Consider the following 15,899-nt stretch of genomic DNA (forward strand, 5'->3'; position numbering starts at 1 on the left):
CCCGATGCCTTGATGACAGACGCTTGGTTATAGTGCGCGGATATCCCACCGAGGCATATCGATGGAAAGCCCTGGCCAGACACCCGTTCTTTCCCGCAGCAAGCGATCGTCTGGACCGCAGGGAACCCGGCTGTTCTCCGCCGAGGAACTGCGCCAGGTCGCCCGTGAGGCCGCGCCCGTCCTGCTCGGCCGCGCCAGCGCCGCCGCCCCGGTGCTGGAGGGTGCCACCGGCGCGCTCCAGGGCCAGCGCATCTCCCTGCGCTCGGGCCGGCAGACGATCGGCCGGCGCGGCGACAACGACATCGTGCTGGACGACCTGAGCGTGTCGGCCTCGCATGCCTGGATCATGAACCAGCAAAACCACTACGTGGTCATGAACACACTGTCGACCAACGGCACCTTCGTGAACGGCAAGCGCGTCCACGAGGCGACCCTGCGCCACGGCGACCGCGTCCGCTTCGGGCAGATGGAATTCACCTTCCTCACCCGCGAACGTGGTGCAGGGGCTGCGGCCCGGCACGCCTGGCTGGCGCTCGGCGCCGTGGCGCTGGTGGCGATGGGAGTGGCGGCATGGTGGCTGGCCTGACTCCAGTCGCCGAGGAACGGACCGTCCCGCCGACGGTGGGACGCTACCGTATCGAGGGCGTGCTCGGCGCCGGCGCGATGGCGGTGGTCTACGCCGGTTTCGATCCGGAAATCGAGCGCCAGGTCGCGATCAAATGCCTGCGCAACGCGGTGGCGGCCGATCCGGTCTATCGCGCGCGCTTCGTCACCGAGGCGCGCGCGGTCGGCCACCTGACCCATCCGCACATCGTCACCCTGTTCGACGTGGGCGAGATGGAGGACGGCCGCCCGTACATCGCGATGGAGCGGCTTTCGGGCGACACCCTGGCCAGCCGGGTGGCGCGCGAGGGCTTTCCTGCGTTGCCGGTGATCCTGGGCCTGGTCGAGCAGATCGCGGGCGCGCTTGATTACGCGCACGCGCAAGGGGTGGTCCATCAGGACATCAAGCCGGAGAACATCATGCTCTCCGACGGTTGGCAGCATGCCAAGGTGAGCGACTTCGGCATCGCCGAGCGGCGCGACCCGCGCAGTCCCGGCGGGCCGCGCCGGGAGGTCGGCGGCACGCCCGCCTACATGGCGCCGGAGCATCTGTCCGGCGAACGTACCGACGCGCGCAGCGACCTGTTCTCGCTGGGCGTGGTGCTGTTCTGGCTGCTGAGCGGCAAGCTGCCGTGGGAGGAAACCGGCGACGTCCGGCGCCTGCAGGCCGAGCGCCAGCGCGTGCCGCAGCCCACGCTGCAACTGCGCGACCCGTTCACGCCCTCGATCCTGCTGGACATCGTGCAGACGCTGCTCGCGCCCGCGCCGCAGGACCGCTACCAGCGCGGCGCCGAGCTGGTCGACGACCTGCGCCTGGCCCTGCGCGAGTACGAGCGCCTGCACGCGAAGCCGATCGCCACGCGGCTGATCTCGCTGCGCCTGCGTTGGGCCGGCATCCTGGCCGCGGTATTGAGCCTGACGCTTCTGATCGGCCTGGCCGCGATCTACACCCGGCAGAACGCCGCGGTTACCGGCCTGGCGCAGGACTATGGACGGTCGCTAGGCCGCATGGTCGCCAGCGAGGCGGCGGAGAACCTGTTGCTGGACGACCGCGCCGCCACGCGCGCGCTGGTGCAGGACATCGCGCGCAACAAGCAGATCTATTACCTGGCCGTGGCCAACCGCTACGGCGAAGTGATCGCCAGCACCCGCGCGGACGAACAGGACAAGCCGCTGCCGGAGCGCACCAACGAGGAGTTCCTGCCGGGTGCGGCCGACATCGCCAGCTACCGCGTGCGCCTGCCCGACGGCGACGACTCCGGCGAAATGCTCGTGTTCGACGTGCCGGTCAACTACCAGACCGCCAAGGTCGGCCAATTGCGCCTGGGCATCAGCGACGCGCCGCTGCGCGCCGCGCAGAAGACCACGCTCAAAGCCATCGTGGCCGTGCTGCTGGTAACGCTGGCGGCGGTGACCGGTGCCGCCTACTGGTTGTTCCGCCGCCTGCTCGGTTTGCTGGACGTGCTTGGCGAGGCGATGTTGCGGGTCGGCCGCGGCGATTTCGGCCACCGCATCCGGCTGGTGCGCCACGACGAACTTGGCCGCCTGTTCACCGCCTTCAACCTGATGTGCAATGCCCTGCAGGCACGCGAGCGACGACCGCGCCGGCCCACTTCCAAACCGACGGTCCCGCTTGAACTACCCACCCGGATCATGCCCACCGAGCAGCGGGTGGAGGACGAGGCGACGCGGCATTAGCGGCGAGCTTGCCGGGCGCCGGAACGGGATGGGCGCCCCCGCCATCCGGCATTCCTCAGTACTGCTTCAACCGCTGCTTGAGCTCCAGCGCCCGCGCGCGGTACACCGTCGCCGGCTCGAAATCCGGCTCGATCGCCAGCACGCGGTTCCAGAGCGAGATCGCCTGGTCCAGTTGCTGATCGCGGTACAGCACGATCGCGCGCTGGTGATAGACCGACACCAGCTGCTTGCGCAGCGCCTTGGCGTCCGCGCCCGAAGGCGGCAATCGCGGGTCGACGTCCAGCGCCTGGTCCATCCGTTCCAGCGCCTGGCTGTGCTGGCCCTTGTGCAGCAGCGCGAGGCTTTCGTCCTGCAGGTGGCGCGCCCTGGCCGTGCCGGAATCGTCGCCGGAAGATGGCGCTGCAGCCGCGGCATCGGGGGCCTGCACCGGGCCTTCGGGTCGCGTGCCGGCGGCCAGGCGCGAGGCGGGCACGCGCAGCGTCTGGCCCACGCGCAGCATCGACGGATCGGCCGAATCGTTGTAACGCGCCAGGATCAGGAACCGTCCGCCGTCCCCCAGGAAGCGGGCGGCCAGCGTGCTGTAGGAATCACCCGGACGCACCACGTACGGGCGCGAGGCGTGTCCCAGCGCCTCTTCCGGATCGACGGTGAGCTGGCGCAATACCGACTGGGCCGCGCGATCATCCGGGTAGACCTGCAGGTAGCGGCGCAGCTGCCGCTCGCCCTCGGCATAGTGGCCCGATTGCAGCTGGTCATTGATGATGGAAGCGAGCGAGGGCGGCGGCGCCTCGTCGGCCGGCGTGCGAACCGGCGCCGCGGCCGGCGTCGGCGTCACCGTTACCGCCGGCTTGTTGTGGCCGGTCATGCGCGCCTTCAGTTGCTGCAACTGGGCGCAGCCGCCCAGCCCGATCGCCAACAAGCCGACCAGCACCAGCGGCCCCAGTCGCTGGCCCTGCGCGACATTGCGCGCGTAATCCGTGTTCTGCACCGATTGCCTCATACCTGTCCGATACCCAAGTCGCCCGCCATGCGGCGGCGGGCAAGGCGCTTCCACAGTCCGCGACTGCGGGCGCGCAACCATTGCATCCAGCCTATCCGGGCGAAGATCAAGGAGACATTGTCGCCGTCCTCGCCACCGCGCTCCACCGCCTGTCCCAGCGCTTCGTGCAGCGCCTCGCGCTGGTTGCGCCGGCGGGCGAGCCGGGCGAGCTCCTCGGTCGACAGACGCTCCCACACGCCGTCGCTGCACAGCGCGAAGGACTGGCCCAAACGCAAGGCGGCAAGGCCATGCTCGACCTGGGGCGGATGCGGCCCGCCCAGCCCGCGCAGCAGCATGTGCTGGTCGATGTCCTCGCCCATCGCCTCGGCCTCGAGTTCGCCGCGGGCCACCTTCAGCTGCGCCACGCTGTGGTCCTCGGTGCGGCCGAGGAAATGTCCCCGCTGGAAGCGGTAGAGCCGGCTGTCGCCCACGTGTGCCCAGCAGGCGCGGCGTCCGCGGATCAGCAGCATGACGACCGTCGAGTGCGGTTCGGCGCCGATCAGTCCCTCGCCGCGCCGGCGCAGCTCGGCGTGGGCGGACTGGCAAAGCGATTCCAGGAACAGCGGGCCGGGTTGTTCGCGCCAAAGGCCTTGCTGCCACAGCCGGCGGGTGGCCTCGATGACGCCCGCGGACGCCAGCTCGCCGGCGCCATCGCCGCCCATGCCGTCGGCCAGCACCAGCAACCGCGTATCGGTGGCCGGGTCATGCAGGCAGATGCAGGCGTCCTGTTGCGTGGCGCGCCCGCCGCGTGCGCGGCCGGCCACGACCGACGGCACCGCCTGCGCTTCCTCGATCCCGTGATCCATCGTCCGGCCCCTGTCCGAAGATGGCCAAGAGCATACCGCTTGGGCCGGCGCGGTGCGGACCCACCAGGCTTCGCGGTCCCTGCAGGAGCGCACCCGTGCGCGACCGGGGTATGCGCAAACAGCGGGTCCGCCGGTCGCGCGCAGGTGCGCTGCGGGAGGCAACGGTGCCGACGTGCCTGACGCTCCTGGCGGAGCGCGCGCCTACATGTCGAACTTGGCGAGCTGGAAGCCGCGTTGGTGGTACTCGCGCCAGCGTTCGCGCGAGCCGGTGCGCTCGGCTTCGTCGGCGGCCACGACTTCCAGCACGCGCTCGAAGAGGCCGTTCGGGCAGGCGTCGCGCAGGTTGATCAGCAGCGGGCGGTCGGCGGTGTCGATGCCGGGCGGCACGATCAGCACGGCGGTGTGCGCGTCGTCGTCGTCGCCGGCCAGCTGGTGCGGGATATAGGCGTCGCTGTCGAAGTCCCACAGCAGTTCGTCGACTGCCTCGGCCTGCTCGAAATCGCGGGTGAGGATCAGGGTCGGCTGCTGCGCCGCATAGGCGCGTCGCGCCAGTTCGCACACCAGCAGCAGAGGCTGCTCGCGGAAGCGCGGTTTGTCGATCAGGTAGAAGTCGGCGCGGGGCATGGTCGACTCGGCAGGATGATTGGAAGGCCGGCGCCGCGAGTGCGGCGCCGGCGGCGGTCAGCCGGCGCGATCGATCAGCCACTGCGCCAGCAGCGGCACCGGGCGGCCGGTGGCCAGGCCCTTGCGGCCCTCGTCCCATGCGGTGCCGGCGATGTCCAGGTGTGCCCAGCGCTGGCCTTCGGTGAAGCGCGACAGGAAGCAGGCGGCGGTGATCGCGCCGGCGCTCTTGCCGCCGATGTTGGCCACGTCGGCGAAACCCGATTCCAGTTGCACCTGGTAGTCGTCCCACAGCGGCAGGCGCCAGGCGCGGTCGAGCGTCTGCTCGCCGGCATCCAGCAACTCGGCGGCCAGGTCGTCGTGCTTGCTCATCAGGCCGGTGGCGTGCTTGCCCAGCGCCACGACGCACGCGCCGGTGAGCGTGGCGGCATCGACGATGGCCTTGGGCTGGTAGGTCTGTGCCGTCCAGGTCAGCGCGTCGCACAGGATCAGGCGACCCTCGGCGTCGGTGTTGAGCACCTCGATGGTCAGGCCCGAGAGGCTGGTGAGCACGTCGCTGGGACGGTAGCTGTCACCGTCCGGCATGTTCTCGGCCGAGGGCACCACGCAGACCAGGTTGAGCTTGAGTCCCATGTTGACCGCGGCGACGAACGCGCCCAGCACGCCGGCCGCGCCGCCCATGTCGAACTTCATCTCTTCCATGCCGGCGCCCGGCTTGAGGCTGAGGCCGCCCGAATCGAAGGTGATGCCCTTGCCGACGAACGCGTAGGGCTTGTCGCCCGCGGTGCCGCCCTTGTACTCAAGCGCGATCAGTCGCGGCTTGTTCGTCGAGCCGCGGCCGACCGCCAGCAGCGACCCGAAGCCGAGCTTTTCCATTTCCTCGTGGTCGAGCACGCGGCAACTGACACCCTCGCTGGCCTCGGCGAACGCCTGCGCGCGCGCGGCGATGTAGGAGGGCGTGCAGATGTTCGGCGGCAGGTTGGCCAGTTCGCGGGCGAAGCGCACGCCCTCGGCAATGGCCACCGCCTGGTCGAGGCCTGACTGCGCCTCGTCGCCGGCGGCGAAGGCGACCGACTTCAGCTCCGGCTGCGCGCTCTTCTCGCGCGGCTTGAAGGTAGCGGTGTAGCGGTAGGCCGCGTGGTCGGCGGCCAGCGCCGCGGTGCGCACGCGCCAGGCGGCGTCGCGGCCGGGCACCTCGACCTCGGTCAGGAACGACACGGCCGAATCGACCGGGAGCTTGCCCAGCGCGCGGACCGCTTCGAGGTTCACCTTCTGGAAGCGCGCCGCGTCGAAGCTCTTCTGCGCGCCCAGGCCCACCACCAGCACGCGACGGGCGGCCACGCCGGCCGGCGCGAACAGCACGCTGACGCTGCCGGCCTTGCCGTTGACGTCGCCGCTCTCGACCTGGCGCTTGATCGCGCCCTCGGCGGCGCCGTCCACGCGGGCGGCGGCGCTGGTCAGCAAACCGTTCTCGTAGACGCCCACCACCAGGCAGGGCGTATCGACGGTTTCGGGCGAGGTGCTGGCGGCGACCAGACTGAACTGAAGCGTCATGAAGTGGGTCCTGCGAGTCGGGAAAGGTGCGGACCGGCTAGACTTGGCGCTTTAGCGCCGGCCTGCGGTGCGAGACCTTCAATCCTATCGCATGCTGAGCATCCTCGACCGATACTTCCTGCGCGAGCTGGCCCAGACCGTGGCGGCCACGGCCATCGTGCTGGTCGCGATCATTACCGGTACCACCTTCGCCAAGGTCCTGCAGCAAGTGGCGGGCGGAAGCTTCCCCGCCAGCGTGATGTTCCCGGTGCTGGGCCTGCGCACGCTCGATGGCCTGACCAACCTGCTGCCACTGGCCGGCTTCCTCGGCGTGATGATGGCGCTGGGACGCATGTACCGCGAAAGCGAGATGCACGTGCTGGCTTCCTCCGGCATGGGGCCGCGCGGCCTGCTCAAGCCGGTGGCGATCCTGGCCGGCATCATCGTGCTGGTCACCGGCGTGGTGTCGCTGTGGCTCGGACCCTGGGCCGTGCGCACCGCCGATGCGCTGGTGGCCGAGGCCAATCGTTCGGTGATCGCCGCCGGCCTGGATGCCGGCCGCTTTACCGAACTGCCGGGCAAGGGCGGCATCATCTTCGTCGACCGCCTGAGCCGCGACGGCAGCGTGCTGGGCAAGACCTTCGTCGCCACCGAGAGCGAGGACAGCGACGGGGTCCGCCAACTCAAGGTGGTCACCGCCGCGGGCGGTCAGCTGTACCAGGAGAGCAGTGGCGAGGGCCGCTTCATGGCGCTGCGCAACGGCTGGCAATACAAGATTCCGCTCGGTCGCGACGACTGGTGGCGCATGCAGTACGCGCGCAACGACGTGGCGCTCTCCGACGTGAAGGCCGATGACGAAGAGGATCCCGCCCACTCCCAGGGCACCTGGGCGCTGGCCACCTCGCCGTCGCCCGACGCGCGCGCCGAGTTCGCCTGGCGCATCCATGCGCCCCCGATGGCGTTCGTGCTGCTGATGCTGGCCCTGCCGCTGTCGCGACAGAGCCCGCGCGAACCGCGCTACGGGCGCATCCTGCTGGCGCTGCTGGGCTTCTACTTCTACTACCTGTTGCTGGCGCTCGGACGCGCGCAGATCGGCAAGGGACATTGGGCCAATTCGATGCCGCTGCTGCTGGTGCACCTGCTGGCGCTGGCGCTGGCGGGGTGGCTGTTCTGGAAGCAGCACGCTCCCAGCAAGCCGCGCGGCCCGCGCAAGGCGGTGGCGTGATGGGCTGGACGATCAAGCGGGTCGACCGGCTGGTCGGCCTCACCGTCCTTGGTTCGCTGCTGACCACCTGGCTGGTGTTGACCGGCTTCGACGTGGTGACGCAGCTGCTGCGCCAGCTCGGATTCGTGGGGCGCAACGGGTTCACCACGTTCGACGCGGTCAGCTACGTGCTGGTCACCGTGCCGCGGCGGCTGTACGAGTACTTCATCTTCGCCGCGGTGATTGGCGGCCTGATGGGGCTCGGCAACCTCGCCGGCAACGGCGAGCTGACCGCGCTGCGCGCCGCCGGCATGTCGCGGCTGCGCATCGCCGCCTCGGCGGCAGGCGTGGTGGCCGTGCTGATCGTGGGCGTGACCATCCTGGGCGAGACCGCCGCGCCGTGGGGCGACCAGAAGGCGCAGGCCATCCAGCTGCGCATGAAGGCAAACCACCTGGGCCTGTCCGGCAGCACCGGCCTGTGGGCGCGCGACGGCAAGCGCATCGTCAACGCCAAGGCCACGCTGATCAAGCAGGTGCAGGGCCACAACGTGGTGCAGCTGGCGGACGTGCGCGTCTTCACGCTGACGCCGGATGGCCAGATCAACCGTTTCGACTGGGCGCAATCGGCGGAGAACGACGGTCGGCAGTGGGTCCTCAAGGGCGTGCGCACCACCACCCTCGATGCGAACGGCACGCGCACCACCACCCGCGCCAGCGAGCGCTGGAACTCGCAACTCAACCCGCGCGTGCTCGAGCAGTCGGTGACCCAGCCGCAGTACCTGCCCATGCGCGACCTCTATCGCAACATGAGCTACCTGGAGCGCAACGGGCAGAGCCCCGGCATCTACGCGGTGACCTTCTGGGGCCGCGTGCTGTATCCGCTCAACGCGTTGGTGCTGGTGTTGTGCGCGATGCCGTTCGCCTTCGGCGCTCTGCGCTCGGGCGGGCTGGGCAAGCGCATCTTCGTGGGCATCCTGCTGGCGATCGGCTGGTACTTCCTGCAGAAGGCGCTGGTGAATTTCGCCACCATCTACGGCGTGCCGCCGCTGCCGGCCAACCTGCTGCCCGCGGGAGTGCTGGCGCTCGGGGCATGGCTGTATTTCCGCAAGCGCAGCTGACGTCCTGCAGGAGCGCACCCGTGCGCGACCGGGATCATGACGGTCGAGCACAGATGCGCTCCCGCAAGGGTCCGGGCAGTGCAACCAGAGGGCATGACATGAGCAAGCACACTGCCGAGCTGACCTGGATCCGCGAGGACCAGCCTTTCCTGGACAACCGCTACAGCCGCCGGCACATGGCGCGCTTCGATGGCGGGGAACAGCTTCCGATGTCCTCCTCGCCGGACGTGGTGCCGGCGCCGATGTCCGACCCGTCCGCGGTGGACCCGGAGGAGGCGTTCGTCGCCTCCCTGGCGAGCTGCCACATGTTGTGGTTCCTCAACCTGGCGGCGCGCCAGGGCTTCCGTGTGGACAGCTATCGCGATGCGGCGACCGGCACCATGGGCCGTGACGACCAGGGGCGCACCGTCATGCGCGACGTGCTGTTGCGTCCGCGCGTGGATTTTTCCGGCGACGCCCTGCCCAGCCGCGAACAGGTCGAGCAGCTGCACCACCAGGCGCACGACACCTGCTACCTGGCCCATTCCGTGCGCTGCGATGTGCGCTGCGAACCGGTCTTCGAATGAACGCCGCTCCGCCCGGCCTGGTGATCTTCGACTGCGACGGCGTGCTGGTGGACAGCGAAGCGATCGCCAACCGCGTGTTCGGGCGGATGCTCGCCGGGCAGGGGCTGGTTCTGGACGACGCGCAGATGGACGAGCTGTTCCTCGGGCGCACGATGGCGCATTGCCTTGCGCTCGTCGTCGAGCGACTGGGAGGACCGTTGCCGGCCGACTTCGAGGCCGAACACGACCGGCAGCTGTTCGATGCGTTGGCGGCAGAACTCGCGCCGGTCCCGGGCGTAGTGCAGATGCTCGACGGGCTCGCGCTGCCGTACTGCGTCGCCTCCAACGGCGGTCCGGACAAGATGCGTTTCAGCCTGCGCCGGGTCGGCCTGCTGCCTCGCTTCGAAGGCCGCCTGTTCAGCGCGGCTCACGTGGCGCGCGGCAAGCCGGCGCCGGACCTGTTCCTGCATGCCGCCGGCCGGATGGGCGTGGCGCCCGCGGCCTGCGTGGTGGTCGAGGATTCGCCGGCCGGCGTCGCCGCCGGCGTGGCGGCGGGCATGCGCGTGCTGGGGTTCGCCGCCCGGACACCGGCCGTGCGCCTGCGCGAGGCCGGCGCGCATCGCGTGTTCACTTCGATGGACGCCCTGCCTGCCCTGCTGGACGAGCGAGTCCCCAACGCCGTGTAGGAGCGCCCTCGGGCGCGACGGCCATCCGTGGTCGCGCTGGCGTCTAGCCTTCCGGCTGGCGCCAGTGGCGCGTGAGGCGGCCGATCAGCAGCGGCACCAGTGCAAGCAGGGCGATCGCGCCCAGCGGCAGCAGCACTTCGCGATGCATGAACAGCCCGAAGCCGATCCGGTCACTTTGCCTCAGCGCGTGGCCCAGGCCAGCGCCGATCGAAGTTTCGAAGATCAGCGCCACGGTTCCACCCAGCCACGTGGTGCCGAGGAACAGCCACATCGGGCAGCGCAGCCACGCGAGGCAGACGGTGATCAGGCCGAACGGCGCGACCGGCACGAAGCGCAGGAACAGCGTGTAGCTCACGGGGTGCTGCTCGAAGCCATGATGCAGTCGCGCCACCAGCGCCGGCGGATGGCGGCTACCCGCGCCGAAGGCGTAGCGGCTGGCCAGGAACAGGATCAGCGAACCGAGGGTCAGGCCGATCGACGACCAGGTGGTGCCCTCGACCACGCCGAAGGCAAACCCGCCGGCGAAAATGATGATGACCGTGCCGGGGATACCGGTCGCCATAGCCAGCGTCAGCAGGCCGATGTAGGCCAGCCGGCTGAGCCAGGGGTGGCTCGCGATCTGGGCGTGCAGTTCACCCTGGTGCGCGACCAGTTGCTCGGGATTGAGCCGGTCCAGCGCGCCCGAGGCGAACAGCACCACGCCGGCGACCACCAGCAGCAGCAACGGCAAGGCGGCGCGCAGCCGGCTCAATAGTGCGCTCCGCCCTGGCCGTACTCGGCGAGCACCGTGCGGGCCTGCTCGCGCAGGATATCGCGGCGCACGGCGACGCCGCGGCGTTCGAGCTGGCTGATCCAGTCGGCCGGCAGCGGGCCTTCGTCGAAGGTGGTGAGCGACTCGACGTCCTCGGCGCGTGCCCCGATCAGCAGCTCGTCGATGCCGGCCCACACGGTGGCGCCATAGCACTGGCAGCACGGCTGCGCGCTGGTGGCCAGGATGAAGCGGCCGTTGTCGCCCGCGTTGAGGCGAAAGCTCGACAGGCGCTGCTGGGCGAGCATGTAGGCCATCATTTCCGCGTGCGCCACCGAGCAGGTCTGCGGCACGACCCGGTTGATGCCGGCGGAAACCAGGCGGCCGTCCTCGTGGAACACTGCCGCGCCGAACGGTCCGCCGTGGCTGCGCTTGACGTTCTGGCGCGCCAGTTCGATCGCCAGGCCCACGCGTTCCTCATCGGTGAGGTAGCGCCGGCCCGTATCCGCGACTTCGCCGACCCAGGGCGGCAGGGTGAGATGCAGTTGCAGCGGCAGCAGCACGTCAGGCCTGCTTGGCCCAGGTGTCGCGCAGCGTCACCGTGCGGTTGAACACCGGCGCGTTCGGGCGATGGTCGAGGCGGTCGGCGACGAAGTAGCCCAGCCGCTCGAACTGGAAGCGCTGTTCCGGTTCGGCGTTCGCCGCCGCCGGCTCGAGCCAGCCGCGGCCGATGCGCTTGGCGTCCGGGTTGATGTGCTCGATCCAGCTCTTGCCATCGCTCTCGTCATCCGGCGCCGCCGCGTCGAACAGGCGGTCGTACATGCGCACCTCGGCGGCGACCGCGTGGCGCGCGCTGACCCAGTGGATGGTGCCCTTGACCTTGCGGTCGGCGCCCGGCAGGCCGGCGCGCGTCTCCGGGTCGAGCGTGCAAAGTAGCTCGATGACGTCGCCGGCGGCGTCCTTGACCACTTCCTCGCACTTGACGATACCCACGCCGCGCAGGCGCACCTCGCCACCAGGGACGAGGCGCTTGAAGCCCTTCGGCGGGACTTCGGCGAAATCCTCGCGCTCGATCCACACGGTGCTGGCGAACGGCACCTCGCGCGTGCCGAAGCCCTCGTCCTTCGGATGGTTGGCGAACCGCAGGGTTTCCTCGTGGTTGCCGGGCAGGTTGGTGATGGTCAGCTTGAGCGGGTCGAGCACGGCCATGCGCCGCGGCGCGGTCGCGTCCAGGTCCTCGCGCACGCAGTTCTCGAGGATCGCGTAGTCGATCACGCTGTTCTGCTTGCTGATGCCGAGGCGCTCGATCAGCAGACGCAGGCCGGCCGGCGTGAAGCCGCGGCGGCGCAGGCCGCGCAGGGTGTTCATGCGCGGGTCGTCCCAGCCGTCGACCAGGCCTTCGTTCACCAGCTGCGCGAGCTTGCGCTTGCTGGTGATGCAGTAGGACAGGTTCAGGCGCGAGAACTCGATCTGGCGCGGCTTGGCGGGCTTGGCCTCGAGCCCGGCGTCGACGACCGACTGCCACAGCTGCGGATGCGCGGTCAGGTCGACGTTGTCCACGCACCAGTCGTAGAGCGGGCGGTGGTCCTCGAACTCCAGCGTGCACAGCGAGTGGGTGATGCCTTCCATCGCGTCGGATAGCGCGTGGGCGAAGTCGTACATCGGGTAGATCGGCCAGGCGTCGCCGGTGTTCTGGTGCGCAACCTTGCGGATACGGTAGAGCGCCGGGTCGCGCAGGTTGATGTTGCCCGAGGCCATGTCGATCTTCGCGCGCAGCGTCTTGCTGCCGTCGGCGAACTCGCCCGCGCGCATGCGCCGGAACAGGTCGAGGTTCTCCTCGATCGAACGCTCGCGATACGGCGAGTTGCGGCCCGGCTCGGTCAACGTGCCGCGGTACTCGCGCACCTCATCGGCGGAAAGGTCGTCGACATAGGCCTTGCCGTCCTCGATCAGCTTGAGCGCGGCGCGGTAGAACACGTCGAAGTAATCCGACGCGTGGCGCAGGTCGTGCCACTCATAGCCCAGCCAGCGCACGTCGTCCTTGATTCCGGCGACGAACTCGGGGTCTTCCTTGCCCGGGTTGGTGTCGTCCAGGCGCAGGTTGCACCAGCCGCCGAACTCGCGCGCGATGCCGAAGTTCAGGCAGATCGCCTTGGCGTGGCCGATGTGCAGGTAGCCGTTGGGCTCGGGCGGGAAGCGTGTGCGGATCGCGGTGTGCTTGCCGCTGGCGAGGTCCTCGCGAATGATCTGGCGCACGAAATCCCGCTGCACGTCGGTCCGCGGCGTGTTGTCGTGGCTGGCGGGTTCGGCGGCGGTGTTCTCGCTGGACATCGGTGCGGCTCGGGCAGGTACGGGCGGAAACAGGGGAGTTTACCCTGAGTTGCGCATCTCCCCGCGGATGGTGCGGCAGGGCGTCACGGACGGGCCCGCCCTCTACAATCGGCGCACGGACAGCGGCGCTCGACTGCGCGCTTTCTTTCTGGCGAAGGCGGCAACCAGGAAAAATTCGCCCCGACTCATTACCTGCGACGACAACGGCCGGCCTTCCGGCCCTATCGACGAGGCTTGCGCGCCACGTGGGCGGGGCCAGGGAATAGCCGGAGCGGCGCGTCGATCCCATCCGAATGCTCCTTGCGAAAACGCTCCGTTGTGCCAGGCGCGGGACCGCGACGGCTACCTGGACGAACCGGCCCGCGGGAGATCGGGGTCCGAGCCTTCACGGGCCGGGCTTGCCGGCCTGCAGGGCGCGCAGTAGCGTGGCCGCATGCGCATCGCCTACCGAGCCGAAAGCCTGATCGACGCCCATCTGGTGAAGGATGCGCTGGAACGCGAGGAGATTCCCGCGTTCGTCTCCGGCGAGTACCTGACCGGTGCGGTGGGCCAGTTGCCGGCGCTCGACTATGTCGCGGTGATGGTGCCCGAGTCCTCCGCCGAAGCCGCCGACGCGGTGGTGCGTCGGATCGAAGCGCAACTGGCCGAGGCGCGCGCGTCGATCGACGACTGGGACGGCGACGCGCAGCTGGCGACCGACACGCCGTGACCGCACAGGCTCCCGCGACCGCGGTGCCAGCGGCGCCGCCGGCGGCGGTCGGCCGCATGGCGCTCGGCGCGATGTTGCTGTCCACCACCAGCATCTTCGTGGTGCTGGCGCAGGTGGCCCCGACGGTCTCGGCCTTCTATCGCATGCTGTTCGGCGGCGCGATGCTGCTCGGCTGGGTGGCGCTGACGCGGCGCTGGGTGCGCATCGGCTGGCGCGACCTCGGGCTGGCCTTGCTGCCGGCGCTGGGGTTCTCGCTGGACCTGGTCTTCTGGCACCGCTCCATCCTCTGGGTCGGGCCCGGCGTGGCTACGTTGCTGACCAACTTCCAGGTGTTCCTGATGGCGCTGGTCGGCTGGTGGGTCTATCGCGAGCGGCTGGGACGGTGGTTCGCGCCGGGCCTGGTGGTGGCGCTCGCGGGCCTTTGGTTGCTGGTCGGCGCGCACTGGGCGCTGTTCGACGCGCGGCATCGGCTGGGCGTGTGGTTCGGGCTGGCCAGCGGTGTGGCCTACACGCTGTATCTGCTCAGCTTCCGGCGGGCGCTGTCCGGGCACACCGCCCTGTCGGCGGCGCAGTTCCTGGGCTTGATGAGCCTGCTGAGCGCGTTGTTGCTCCTGGCATGGGGCGCGTTCGAGCGGGACACCTTCGCGCTGGTCACGGCGCGCAGCTGGAGCGCGTTGCTGGCGTTGGGTTTCTTTGGGCAGGTGGTGGCCTGGTTGCTGATGGTGCGCGCGATGCCGCTGTTGCCTGCCTCGATGGTGGGACTGTTGTTGCTGCTGCAACCGGCGCTGGCGTTCGTGCTGGACGTGCTGTTGTTCAGGCGCCCGACCGGCGCGGGCGACTGGGTGGGGTTGGCGCTGGCGTTGGCCGGCATCCTGCTGGGAACCTTGCGCGGCGCCCGGCGGAAATAGGCGACGCTCCTCAGGGGGTTTCCTCACACGGACCACGCAATGCACGACTTCGAAAACCTCATCCGCGCTATGCCCGACTTCCCGCAGCCGGGCGTCGTCTTCCGCGACGTCACGCCGCTGCTGGCCGATGCGGGCGCCTTCGCGCGCTGTATCGATGCGCTGGCCGCGCCCTGGCTGGGCGAGGGCGTGCGCGCCGTGTGCGGGATCGAGTCGCGCGGCTTCATCTTTGGCGCCGCGCTGGCGCAGAAACTCAATGCCGGCTTCGTGCCCTTGCGCAAGCCGGGCAAACTGCCGCCGCCCGTGGTGGGCGTCGATTACGCGCTCGAATACGGGCACGACCGCCTGGAGGTGCGCGCCGACGCACTGGCCCGCGGCGAGCGGGCGCTGCTGGTCGATGACGTGCTTGCCACCGGCGGCACGCTGGCGGCGGCGCAGGCGCTACTGGATCGGCTCGGCGTCGAACTGGTGGGTGCCGGCGTGGTGATCGAACTGGAGGCGCTGGGAGGCAGGGCGCGTTGGAAGGGCGCTACGCCGCTGCACGCATTGCTGCGCTACTGAGCGGTCGGCCTTCCAGCAAGGCGATCACCGCGTCGCGGGCCTGTCCGGCCAACACGTTGCGCTCGTGCGGCACCAGGCCCTGCGTGGCCAGTGGCTCGCCCAGACGCACCACGATGCGCCCCGGCCGCACGCGAAATCCGGCCGCCGGCAACACCCCGCCGCTGCCTTCGATCGCCACCGGCACCACCCGGACGCCCGCCTCGATCGCCAACTGGAAGGCCCCGCCCTTGAACGGGCCCACACGGCCACGACCGCGCGTGCCTTCGGGGAAGGCGCATACGCTGGCGCCATCGCGCAGCAGGTCCACCGCCGCGTGCAACCGCCGCGCCGAACTGCGCGCGCTGCCGCGCTCGATGAACACCATGCCCATCGCCCGCGCGTACCAGCCCACGAACGGCACCTTCGCCAACTCCTGCTTGAGCACGAAGCGCACCGGCACCGGCAAGGCCCGGAACAGGGCGCAGATGTCGATCATCGACTGATGGTTGGCCACGAACACGTGCGGCTGCGACCAGTCGATCCGCTCCATCCCGTGTACCTCCAGCCGTGCGCCGGCGCCGCGCAGCAGCCCGGGCGCCCAACAGCGCGAGGCCATCCGCAGCGGCCAGTGACGCCCACCGCTCAGCAGGCGCACCAGCAGCGCCAGGCAGATCCAGCCGGCAGTCCAGAGCAGGGTGAAAAGCAGTTGCAGCGTGTTGAACAGCGCCCAGGCCAGGCGGCTCATACACGCAATCCGGAAGGTTTCATCACAGGGCGTCCCTGCAGGCGGGGCCGAAAATGATACGGGTCAGA

Annotated in this window: 17 protein-coding genes; 9 read left to right on the forward strand and 8 right to left on the reverse strand. The window is 69.9% G+C overall.

What is annotated here, in order from left to right; all coding sequences use genetic code 11:
- The first annotated feature begins 61 nt into the window (after positions 1–61).
- Complete coding sequence (locus tag ACFWZ1_RS03440; RefSeq protein ID WP_231323685.1) at positions 62–586, forward strand: FHA domain-containing protein; 525 nt, start codon at positions 62–64, stop codon at positions 584–586.
- The gene (locus tag ACFWZ1_RS03445; protein ID WP_439665450.1) at positions 571–2,301 is read left to right on the forward strand and encodes a protein kinase domain-containing protein; all 1,731 of its coding nucleotides are present in this window, start codon (positions 571–573) and stop codon (positions 2,299–2,301) included. Before ACFWZ1_RS03440 ends, ACFWZ1_RS03445 begins: the two co-directional genes overlap by 16 nt.
- Positions 2,302–2,356: 55 nt before the next feature.
- On the opposite strand, the gene ACFWZ1_RS03450 is transcribed toward ACFWZ1_RS03445, so the two are convergent.
- The 4 genes from ACFWZ1_RS03450 to ACFWZ1_RS03465 all read right to left on the reverse strand — a co-directional run bounded on the left by ACFWZ1_RS03450 (position 2,357) and on the right by ACFWZ1_RS03465 (position 6,321).
- On the reverse strand, positions 2,357–3,289 hold the full coding sequence (locus ACFWZ1_RS03450) for a LysM peptidoglycan-binding domain-containing protein (protein ID WP_439665451.1): 933 nt from the start codon (positions 3,287–3,289) through the stop codon (positions 2,357–2,359).
- A gap of 8 nt (positions 3,290–3,297) precedes the next feature.
- On the reverse strand, positions 3,298–4,146 hold the full coding sequence (locus ACFWZ1_RS03455; protein ID WP_439665452.1) for a PP2C family protein-serine/threonine phosphatase: 849 nt from the start codon (positions 4,144–4,146) through the stop codon (positions 3,298–3,300).
- A gap of 201 nt (positions 4,147–4,347) precedes the next feature.
- Positions 4,348–4,770, reverse strand: coding sequence for a DNA polymerase III subunit chi (locus tag ACFWZ1_RS03460; RefSeq protein ID WP_439665453.1), 423 nt, complete (start codon positions 4,768–4,770; stop codon positions 4,348–4,350).
- A gap of 57 nt (positions 4,771–4,827) precedes the next feature.
- Positions 4,828–6,321 (reverse strand): leucyl aminopeptidase, encoded by a 1,494-nt coding sequence (locus ACFWZ1_RS03465; RefSeq protein ID WP_439665454.1) that lies wholly within the window; start codon positions 6,319–6,321, stop codon positions 4,828–4,830.
- 91 nt (positions 6,322–6,412) lie between these two features.
- Between ACFWZ1_RS03465 and lptF the strand changes: the two genes are divergently transcribed.
- The 4 genes from lptF to ACFWZ1_RS03485 all read left to right on the forward strand — a co-directional run bounded on the left by lptF (position 6,413) and on the right by ACFWZ1_RS03485 (position 9,853).
- Positions 6,413–7,525, forward strand: a complete 1,113-nt coding sequence (lptF, locus tag ACFWZ1_RS03470; RefSeq protein WP_231323697.1) for an LPS export ABC transporter permease LptF — start codon at positions 6,413–6,415, stop codon at positions 7,523–7,525.
- Positions 7,525–8,622, forward strand: a complete 1,098-nt coding sequence (lptG, locus tag ACFWZ1_RS03475) for an LPS export ABC transporter permease LptG (protein WP_439665455.1) — start codon at positions 7,525–7,527, stop codon at positions 8,620–8,622. The genes lptF and lptG overlap by 1 nt, the downstream gene beginning before the upstream one ends.
- A 98-nt stretch (positions 8,623–8,720) precedes the next feature.
- Positions 8,721–9,188, forward strand: a complete 468-nt coding sequence (locus ACFWZ1_RS03480; protein WP_439665456.1) for an OsmC family protein — start codon at positions 8,721–8,723, stop codon at positions 9,186–9,188.
- Entirely contained in the window at positions 9,185–9,853 is a 669-nt protein-coding gene (locus ACFWZ1_RS03485) for an HAD family hydrolase (RefSeq protein ID WP_439665457.1), read from the forward strand. Before ACFWZ1_RS03480 ends, ACFWZ1_RS03485 begins: the two co-directional genes overlap by 4 nt.
- Positions 9,854–9,896: 43 nt before the next feature.
- Here the strand turns inward: ACFWZ1_RS03485 and ACFWZ1_RS03490 are convergent, their stop codons facing one another.
- The 3 genes from ACFWZ1_RS03490 to ACFWZ1_RS03500 are packed head-to-tail and all read right to left on the reverse strand — an operon-like array spanning position 9,897 to position 12,932.
- On the reverse strand, positions 9,897–10,604 hold the full coding sequence (locus tag ACFWZ1_RS03490) for a TVP38/TMEM64 family protein (protein WP_231323705.1): 708 nt from the start codon (positions 10,602–10,604) through the stop codon (positions 9,897–9,899).
- Positions 10,601–11,161: a nucleoside deaminase gene (locus ACFWZ1_RS03495; RefSeq protein ID WP_231325862.1), complete on the reverse strand. Its 561-nt coding sequence runs from the start codon at positions 11,159–11,161 to the stop codon at positions 10,601–10,603. The genes ACFWZ1_RS03490 and ACFWZ1_RS03495 overlap by 4 nt, the downstream gene beginning before the upstream one ends.
- A gap of 4 nt (positions 11,162–11,165) precedes the next feature.
- Positions 11,166–12,932 (reverse strand): glutamine--tRNA ligase/YqeY domain fusion protein, encoded by a 1,767-nt coding sequence (locus ACFWZ1_RS03500; protein ID WP_439665458.1) that lies wholly within the window; start codon positions 12,930–12,932, stop codon positions 11,166–11,168.
- 433 nt (positions 12,933–13,365) lie between these two features.
- On the opposite strand from ACFWZ1_RS03500, the gene ACFWZ1_RS03505 reads away from it, so the two are divergent.
- The 3 genes from ACFWZ1_RS03505 to ACFWZ1_RS03515 are packed head-to-tail and all read left to right on the forward strand — an operon-like array spanning position 13,366 to position 15,107.
- Positions 13,366–13,641 carry a putative signal transducing protein gene (locus ACFWZ1_RS03505; RefSeq protein ID WP_231323711.1) on the forward strand — a complete coding sequence of 92 codons (276 nt, stop codon included), beginning with the start codon at positions 13,366–13,368 and terminating at the stop codon, positions 13,639–13,641.
- Positions 13,638–14,549, forward strand: coding sequence for a DMT family transporter (locus ACFWZ1_RS03510; RefSeq protein WP_231323713.1), 912 nt, complete (start codon positions 13,638–13,640; stop codon positions 14,547–14,549). The genes ACFWZ1_RS03505 and ACFWZ1_RS03510 overlap by 4 nt, the downstream gene beginning before the upstream one ends.
- 39 nt (positions 14,550–14,588) lie before the next feature.
- Positions 14,589–15,107, forward strand: coding sequence for an adenine phosphoribosyltransferase (locus ACFWZ1_RS03515; protein ID WP_439665459.1), 519 nt, complete (start codon positions 14,589–14,591; stop codon positions 15,105–15,107).
- Here the strand turns inward: ACFWZ1_RS03515 and ACFWZ1_RS03520 are convergent.
- On the reverse strand, positions 15,076–15,831 hold the full coding sequence (locus ACFWZ1_RS03520) for a lysophospholipid acyltransferase family protein (RefSeq protein WP_439665460.1): 756 nt from the start codon (positions 15,829–15,831) through the stop codon (positions 15,076–15,078). The two genes, ACFWZ1_RS03515 and ACFWZ1_RS03520, sit on opposite strands and share 32 nt — an antisense overlap.
- Positions 15,832–15,899 lie beyond the last annotated feature (68 nt).

The organism is Frateuria sp. GZRe14 (assembly GCF_051900395.1).
Lineage (GTDB): Bacteria > Pseudomonadota > Gammaproteobacteria > Xanthomonadales > Rhodanobacteraceae > Frateuria_A > Frateuria_A edaphi.